Origin of the sequence: Candidatus Sororendozoicomonas aggregata (assembly GCF_031528575.1) — a bacterium.
Lineage (GTDB): Bacteria > Pseudomonadota > Gammaproteobacteria > Pseudomonadales > Endozoicomonadaceae > Endonucleibacter > Endonucleibacter aggregata.
This window is the reverse complement of sequence record NZ_JAVLSP010000039.1, coordinates 24,524-33,249: the sequence shown is the minus strand read 5'-3', so window position 1 is coordinate 33,249 and position 8,726 is coordinate 24,524. Positions and strand designations below refer to the sequence as shown.

The window sequence follows — 8,726 nt, the reverse complement described above, 5'->3', positions numbered from 1 at the left end:
GAAAGTCATCCCACTCGTCAGGGATACTCGAACAGAAAAAGATTTTTCTGATTGGCTTAATGGCTTGATCGCTAGCGACCCTCAAGCAGCTGGTTGGCACTTGGTTATGGATCAGTTGAACACACACAAATCAGAGGCAGCAGTGCGGTTTGTTGCTAAGGTAGAAGGTACCACTGATACAGAGCTTGGTGTAAAAGGAAAGCATGGTATCCTGAAAAATATGAAGACTCGGGCAGAATATTTGAGTAGCCCCGAACACAAGATCGTGTTCCATTACACGCCGAAACATGCTTCCTGGTTAAACCAAATAGAAATCTGGTTCTCAATTCTGGTGCGGCGTTTTGTGAAAAGAAATAGCTTCAAATCAACCAGCGACCTGAAACAACGTATGCTGGAATTCATTGAGTTTTTTAATACCAGATTGGCCAAGCCATTTAAGTGGACTTACAAAGCTCGGCCATTGGTAGCATAGAGGGGATGGATATTAGAGCTTGGCACCACTAGGTACAGGTCTAGGTTGTACGTTTGATTGGATGAATAGAAATGCGGTCATCCAATGCCATAACCTTCAGAAATAAGTACTGACTTTAGATGGTCTCCACACTGCCCAGCATAAAAGAACACGAGAAAGCGCTAGCAGATAAAGACAAAGCGGCGGCTAAAAAGCAGCAGGCGCTAGAAGCCAGCAATCAGGCGCTCATGGAAGAGTTAACAGCGCTTAGGGAAAAGGTGGCTGAAGCCAAAGCCGCTAACGAAGTGGCTGCACAACAAGTGCCTGATATTCACGACTATAACGAGGCTGACACCCGTAAGTTCCTGATTGATGAGTACTTGCGCGAGATGGGGTGGAACCTGTCGCAGGCGGACAGTGTCAGTACGTTTGCCGAAGAAGTCGAGAAAGCCAAACAAGCCGGGGTCAGCTTTGAGACCGAAGTGGCCGGTATGCCCAGTGACTCCGGCGTCGGGTTTGTGGACTATGTGCTTTGGAGTGAAGACCATAAGCCTCTGGCCGTGATAGAAGCTAAGCGCGCCAGCGTATCGCCCAAAGCCGGTGAACGTCAGGCCGAGCTGTACGCGAATTGCCTTGAGCAACAATACGGCCAGCGACCGCTGATTTATTGCACCAATGGTTATGAGATTCTTTTTTGGGATGACAAGCAGTACCCTTCACGCCCGGTACAAGGTTTCCGTACCCGTGACGAGCTGCAATTACTTATAGACCGTCGTAGTAGTAAGCTACCCATTGCCACAGCCTCTATCAATAAAGCTATTGCCGACCGTTATTATCAGGAAGGGGCTATCAGAAGCATTACCGAACAGTTTGAGCGCTACCACCAGCGTAAAACCCTGCTGGTCATGGCGACAGGTACTGGTAAAACCCGTACGGCTATGGCGTTGGTAGACATGCTGCTGAAACATAACTGGGTAAAGAATATCCTGTTTCTGGCTGACCGTAATGCGTTGCTCTCACAGGCAAAAAAAGCGTTCGCCCGGTATTTGCCCCGTACGTCACCGACGATTTTATCCTCACACCTGACACCCGCTGACGTTAACAGCCGCCTGTGCTTTAGCACCTACCCCACCATGATGAGCATTTTGAGTGAACCCGCCGAAAGCCGGTTATTCAGCGTGGGTCATTTTGACTTGGTGATTGTGGATGAAGCGCACCGCTCGGTGTACAAAAAGTACAAGTATATCTTTGAGTACTTCGACAGTTTGCTTGTGGGGCTGACGGCCACGCCAAAGAGTGATATCGACAAAAACACCTACGATATCTTTGAGTTGGAATCCGGCGTGCCGACCTACGCTTACGAGCTGGAAACAGCAGTAGGTGATGGCTGCTTAGTACCGCCTAAGTGCTTCTCGGTGCCACTGAAGTTTATGCGTAAGGGCGTGAAGAAGTTTAAAGACCTCACCGAAGAAGAAAAAGAGCAGTGGGATGAGAAAGAAGCGCTGGAGGGGCGTGAGGAGGTGTTGTCATCGGAGTTGAATAACTTCCTGTTTAACGATGATACCACCGATAAAATGCTGGAAGTGCTGATGCGCGACGGCATTAAGGTGAGTGGCGGGGATGTGTTGGGCAAAACCATTATCTTTGCGGCAAATAATGAACACGCCCACCATATTCAGAAGCGATTCGACCGGCAATACCCCAACCTGCATGGCCATTTTGCCCGGGTGATTACCTATCAGGAAAAGTACGCTGAAAGCCTGATTGATGAGTTTAAGGAACCCCAGGTGCCAGCGGGCAGGGTACCCCTGAACATTGCTATCTCTGTGGATATGCTCGATACGGGTATTGATGTGCCTGAAGTGGTCAATCTGGTGTTCTTTAAGGTTGTGCATTCCAAGGTGAAGTTTCTGCAAATGGTGGGGCGAGGCACTCGTCTATGTGAGGGTTTATTTGGTCCCAAGGTGGGTAAGAATACAGACAATGACAAGGCGTACTTTAAGGTCTTTGATTATTGTCAGAACGTTGAATTCTTTGCGCAAAACCCCGACGGTGCGCCTGACTCCGCCCAAAAGCCCCTGTCACAATTAGTGTTTGAGAAGCGTTTACTGCTCTCCCACAGCCTTAAAAAGGTAGAAGGCGAAGCGGCTGCTTCATTACGTGCTTATATGCTGGATCTGCTTCACCATCAAGTGTCAGGCATGAAGCTGGATAACTTTATTGTTCGGCCTAAACGCGAGTGTGTAGAGCGTTACCAAAACCGTGAAGGCTGGGACAGCCTTAATGACAGCCAGTTTGCGGAGGTGATGACAGAAGTGGCTGCCTTGCCAAGCCAGGCCAAGGCATTGAATGATGATGAAGACGGTGATGAGCTGGCAAAACGCTTCGACCACCAATGCCTGCAAATGCAACTGACGTTACTGCAAACTCAATGTATACCTGACGGCCAGAGTAACAAACTGGCGGATACTGCCCGCAGACTCGAAGCCAAGCACAGCATACCTATGGTGGCAGAGCACCTCGGCTTGCTCCAGCGTATTCAAACCCCGCGGTTCTGGGAAGGTATTACCTTAAGCTGTCTGGAAACCGTACGGATTAGCCTCAGGAAACTCATGCGGTTTCTGGATAAGGACGAACGCTCGACGGTCTATACCTCGTTTGAAGATGAATTGGAGGGTGAAATTAAAGAGGTTGGTATGCCTGCGACTAGCACTGACCTTGAGCAGTACTACAAAAAGGTCGCCACCTTCGTTAAGGAAAACGAAAGCCATATCACCATACAGCGGCTTAAGCGCAACAAGCCTGTGACACAGCAGGACTTAGAACAGCTGGAGGCGATGCTGTTTAATGCCTCGGGCATTGATGATAAAACCCGCTATGAAGAGGTAGTACACAAAGGCGACTCTGTCGGCGTGTTTATTCGCTCACTGGTAGGGCTGGATACCAAGGCGGCGAAAGAAGCCTTTGGGGATTATCTGGACGACACCCAGTTTAACAGCACGCAAATCGAGTTTGTCAAAACCATCATCGAGTGGCTATGCCAAAACGGTACGATGGAGCCTGCTGCGCTGCACGACCCGCCGTTTATTAACTTCAATGATGACAGTGTTTACGGGCTATTCAGTGGTGACCAGGCAGAGGCCATACTCGATAAACTCAAGGCTGTTAACGATGCGGCTTACCCTACGGAGAAGGCTGTTTCTTAAGGGGCATTAACAGAAGCGCGCTAGCTCTTAAAGCTACCAAGCTACCAAGCTACAGCTATCGTGAGTGAGCATCATCACTGTAGCTGGTAGTGTTCCGAAAACTGCGGTTGGCGCGCTGACTTACTTCTCAATTTCTTCCTGAAGTCGGCGCCATAGGGGTTTAAGTTGCTTCTTAATAGCCTTTGATTCAAGAATATTTGCTGCTCTGAAACCGTATGTCGGAAAGCTCCTACGTCCATGATGTGAGTAGGTTTTATATAGTTTTCGTTTGTACAGGCTTTGTTGTGGTTGACCTTTTTGAGCCCTGATTTTGTTGTGTTTGGTCATCGTTGCCTTCGCAAGTTTGACCCCTCGTTTCATTCTGTTGGAGTAACGAGCCAAGGCAGAAGAGCGGAGAAGAATACGTTGGCCATCGAAGGTAAATCCAAGATATTGCAGCGGTTTGTCGCTGTGTAGATGACCGTCACTGATAGTGAAGTTACGAATTTCCGTTTTATTTGGATTAATGCTGATTTTTAAGCTTTTTATTTCATTTTCAACAAAGCTGGTGACATCATTACTGAAGTCTGTATTACGGTAATTAAAAAAGACAATTGGTATAACAATAAAACTAACCCGGATATTTCATAAACTGCCCTGAGAATTGCGCGGAACCTTGCCGCTCTAAGGGATTTTGCGAAGGAGCGCCGTACCGGGGAGTACGGTCGACTGAGCAAAATTCCCTTAGAGCCGCAAGGAGCAAGCAAGGCCAGGAGCCTGTTTATGAAATATCCGGGCTAAGGTACCAGGCATTACCCAATGGACAAGGTGTTGTGTGTTGAGTATTGCGCTCCACTTCACTGGTCTATTTTAAGCAGGCAGTCTTCTGCGCCACCTTATGAGGCATCCCTCCTTGCGTTGATTATTGCGCCTTGATAAACCCCTGCGCGTTAGGTATGGGGATGGCTGCCAGACTTGCAGAACAAATCGCCTTTGCTACTATGTCAGTCAAGCAAAAAATAAGGCAAGAGTATGAACGAAGTAGTTGAAAATGAGATAAGAGCTACCGTTGATCATCAACTGAATACGCTCACTGATATTATCAGGATTGTTGGTGAAACCCGGTCAGATGTTAAGGTGATTGACCGCAAAGTTGACAGAGTTGAGCAAAAGATAGACCAACAAAGCGCTGATATTTCTGAGTTGAAAGTCTTTGCCGAAGAGCAGAAAGTGTTTAACGCCGAGCAAAAAGCCTTTAACGCCGAGCAAAAAGCGATTAACGCAGAAAATAGCCGACGCTTTGATAGAATGGAGGGCATGCTCACGCAGATTATCAACAAGCTCACCGGCGAATAGTCCGATTGTACCCTGCTTGGCCTGTGCGATGTAATCTCGTTACCACGCTCAGCGAGGGTGGGGTAAATCATTACCTTCAGAAAAAGCACTTTGGTGATTATCTCCCCAAAGGGGCTGCCCCTCGCACCAGAGGATAAATATCCCATTCTGTAAAACCGTCCTTCATCATCAAGTACGGGAAATAATCTTGTGCGAACCGAAAAAATCGGTATTTATTTTCAAACCATACCTCTCCGCCGTTAGGATCAAAATAGCACACATCTCCCCGTGACTTCTGCCCTACCCAGGCACACACAGCATGTCCAGCTCCCCGACAAGGCACATTACGAAACTGAAAACTGTGTATAACAATAAACAAGTAGGACGATATATATTTTATTATGGCACTGGCCAGCAAGTGGGATTGCGTATAAGGATTTTTAGAGACAAGGAAGTCCACCGCAGTATCTTTATATGAAACAGTCCATTCTCCCCCCACCACGCTTTTTTGTAAGCATAACCCGAGGCTCTGCATCCAGCTGATATATTTACTCATCGCTTTATCAAAACTACGCTCATCACTATCAAGCCAGTATAATTGGCCATCCTGTAATGCCTGGATTTTACCGATTCGGATTTCATTGAGTTTGTCTGGATCTTTTTTATCGTACAACTCTTTAGACAGATGCCTATCTTCGCTATGATAGCGAATCCAATGAGCGCAAAGTGAGCTACACATACCTGCACAATCGGCAGGCGTAATAGAATTCTGATAAAAATCCCAGGTGATAATTCCATTAAATTTATTAGCGCATTCACTGAATAACTCTTTCAACGTAGGCATCAGATCACTCCTATCAATATCGAGATACTAAGAAGCTGAGACGCATTGTCTACGATTAACAAAATCGGCTTTCAAAACGTATTATAGGACTTTCACATTAACAAGTAAGCCAAAACATGGATAAGTATTTTAAGACGATTACTAAGCAGAAATATCTAGCGCATTTACAAAATCATAAGACAATTGACTTGCATTTCTTATATCTATTTGATCCCTTTTCGCTTTCCAATCAAGAAAAACGCCTTAGTTATTACCTTCCCAAAGGTCTGCCGGTCACATCACCGGATGAACTTCCCATTCGGCATAATTATCCATAAGCATCAAATCCCCCAAATAATCTCGCGCAAATTTAGCAAACCGGCATCTTTCTTCAAACCATACCTCACCGGCGTTAGGCTCAAAAAAGCACACGTCTCCCCCTGAATGCTGACCTAACCAGACACATAACACATGCCCAAATCCTGAAGGATACGGATTGCGAGCACTATAACCATGCACAAAAATAAGTAAATAGCATGATATATATTTCATTATGGCATTGACCAACAGGTGGGACTGCGTACAAGCATCATCACAGATGAGTTCATTAACCTTATTGTTTTTAGCTGAATAAGCCCATTTACTCCCAGTCACACTTTTTTTCATGCATAACCCAAGACTCTGCAACATGTTGACAAATCTAAGATTAGATTCCTCCAATGCGTGGATTTGCCCAACCATGGCTTCATTGAGCTTGTCTGGATCGTTTTTATCGTATAGCTCTCCAGACAGATGCCCATCAGCGTTATGATATCGAATCCAATGAGCACAAAGAGAGCTACTCACACCCGGGTAACAGGGTGCAATAACTTCCTGATCAAAAGGCCAGGTTACAACCCCTCCGCTTTTATCAGCATACTCTTTGAATAGATCACTAGCATTGGAAAAGGACATCAGATATCTCCTGTTACTATCCAGGTGCTGATCTGGCCTGGACGCCTACAAAAAACAACAGTGACACATACCAGGAGCCTGTCCGAGAATAGACTACCCTACTGCGGTTGCGATAAATTGGTCTAAAAATTTCTGCTTCTTCGTCAAATAGCCCCACTATTATCCTCAGAAGCAGAAATTTTTATCCTCCATTTCTCGTAATCCTCGCTACGGGCGCTAATCTCGGTCAGGCTCCTAGACCTTTATCTTATTTTCTGAAACCCATCTCGCTTTGAAAATCATCGTATATGAATTCTTTTTGCATGGTAGCAGAGGCTAAACAATCCTATAATGGCTGCACCGATAATACTTATGCCAAGAATTATCAGGGTGATTGTGTAAGGTGCCAAGATTAAAAATACGTTAGAAACCATAAACATCAATACTATTACTTTAGCAGGGAATTTAAGGTTGCTGTTATCAGTAACTTTCCCTTTTGTTCCCCACGACATATCACCAATATTTATTAATGCATAGGTTATTGTGGAAACTCTTACCGGCAGACAAAGCAGCAGGTAAAAAAGAAAATTCGGCCTTTTAATCATCATGGCTACCATCGCAATAGATGCCAATGGTGTATGAAACACTATACCAGTGATCAATAAGAACGCTGATGACAGGGCAACAGCACTAATGGATATTCGTGTAAAAATATTGGGGCCATAAGCTGATGACGCGATCAAACCGGTAAGGCCAACTAAACCGAGTCCGGAAAAAATATTTGCAATGGTTCCACCATGAGTCAGCAGGTAGATAAATACGGATGATAAAACACCGGGGCAGAACCAGGAGAAAACTAATTGAGGGATTGCTGACAGTACATAGCGTTTTGGTGCTTCACCTTTAAAAGCATCACCAACACTGCACAACATGGAAATAAACTCAGCACCAACCCAGCGTCTGCGCTGCCACAGAAATTCCTTCGATGTGTGGCATGGGTCGATATAAACATCAGCTTTTGATTCGTAGACAAACCTCTTGTTATGGTCATAAACGACGATTTCATGGCAATAAAGACGGTCTTCTGCCAGATGCGCTAAAATCTGACCAAAGCCTTCATCATGTTTATTGTTGATAATTTTACTGATAACGTTGTAATCGTAGAGGCTGAAACAACCGGGGAGAACATTAATCCTGCCTGCCACATCACCCGCAGCCAGATTGATTAATGTCTGTGCCTGATAGTCGAAGCGCTGCCATTCCGTTAAGGTGAAACCAGAAAAGTCTGGCACTGCCGTCATATTCGATGCGACACCCGCTATATTTTCTTCTGATATTCTGTTTACCATTCGGTAAATAGTATCTCTCGCCGGGAGGCTGCCAGTATCCATATGGATAGTATAGTCATAACGTTTTGTTGCTTTGATGGCTTTATAGAATAGTTTGATGGAGTCTTGCTTACCTTTATTCTCGTCTTTGATTAAAGGAATTACGGACATGTTGTTGTTGTCGTAAGACTGACAACTCTGACAAGCTTTCCTGCTATCCCAGTCCAAAGGTTTGGAGGCAACGAAAAAACTGTCATTAAGATACCTCAGACTATTGTCAGCAAACATGTATCTGACAGTGGTTAACGTTTCAAGCGTCGCAGTATCAAAAAAATCACCGCCTGCCCTTTCCAACACGTCTTTATGGGCTGCTTCTCTGCCATCGAGAATCAAATAAATATCCAACTCAACACCAGCAAAATTGGCAGCGTATTGCGTGGTGATAATGCTGCTTAGCACAGCGTTTAATGACTCGTTGTAGTAGGTTAGACAGGCAGCAATTTTTGTCATACTCGTTTCAGGTCTTTCGTTATTGGATCAAACGCCTGGTCATGCCGAACCCATGGCTATGGCAGTTGTTGTGGAGATGCCGTTTTACTTATTGCCATGTAATCATGGCACAGGGTAGACGCGCTGCTTATGCTTTTTCGTCAGTTTACCAATAACCTTTT

At 45.5% G+C, this 8,726-nt stretch carries 6 protein-coding genes; 3 read left to right on the top strand and 3 right to left on the bottom strand.

From position 1 onward, the window contains the following. The 3 genes from V4C51_RS09280 to V4C51_RS09270 form a co-directional block, all read left to right on the top strand. Nucleotides 1-472, top strand: a 472-nt coding sequence (locus V4C51_RS09280) for a transposase (protein WP_330925875.1), incomplete at its 5' end; no start/stop codon positions are given. A gap of 119 nt (nucleotides 473-591) precedes the next feature. Further along, a complete protein-coding gene (locus V4C51_RS09275) occupies nucleotides 592-3,657 on the top strand; it encodes a type I restriction endonuclease subunit R (RefSeq protein ID WP_330925874.1) in 3,066 nt (1,021 codons plus the stop codon). Between the two features lie 1,011 nt (nucleotides 3,658-4,668). After that, nucleotides 4,669-4,992: a hypothetical protein gene (locus V4C51_RS09270; RefSeq protein WP_330925873.1), complete on the top strand. Its 324-nt coding sequence runs from the start codon at nucleotides 4,669-4,671 to the stop codon at nucleotides 4,990-4,992. 97 nt (nucleotides 4,993-5,089) lie between these two features. Here the strand turns inward: V4C51_RS09270 and V4C51_RS09265 are convergent, their stop codons facing one another. From V4C51_RS09265 to V4C51_RS09255, 3 genes are all read right to left on the bottom strand, one after another. Next, a complete protein-coding gene (locus V4C51_RS09265) occupies nucleotides 5,090-5,815 on the bottom strand; it encodes a YopT-type cysteine protease domain-containing protein (protein WP_330925872.1) in 726 nt (241 codons plus the stop codon). Between the two features lie 273 nt (nucleotides 5,816-6,088). Beyond that, the gene (locus tag V4C51_RS09260; RefSeq protein WP_330925871.1) at nucleotides 6,089-6,748 is read right to left on the bottom strand and encodes a hypothetical protein; all 660 of its coding nucleotides are present in this window, start codon (nucleotides 6,746-6,748) and stop codon (nucleotides 6,089-6,091) included. A gap of 278 nt (nucleotides 6,749-7,026) precedes the next feature. Then, nucleotides 7,027-8,565, bottom strand: coding sequence for a glycosyltransferase family protein (locus tag V4C51_RS09255; protein ID WP_330925870.1), 1,539 nt, complete (start codon nucleotides 8,563-8,565; stop codon nucleotides 7,027-7,029). Between the last annotated feature and the right edge of the window lie 161 nt (nucleotides 8,566-8,726).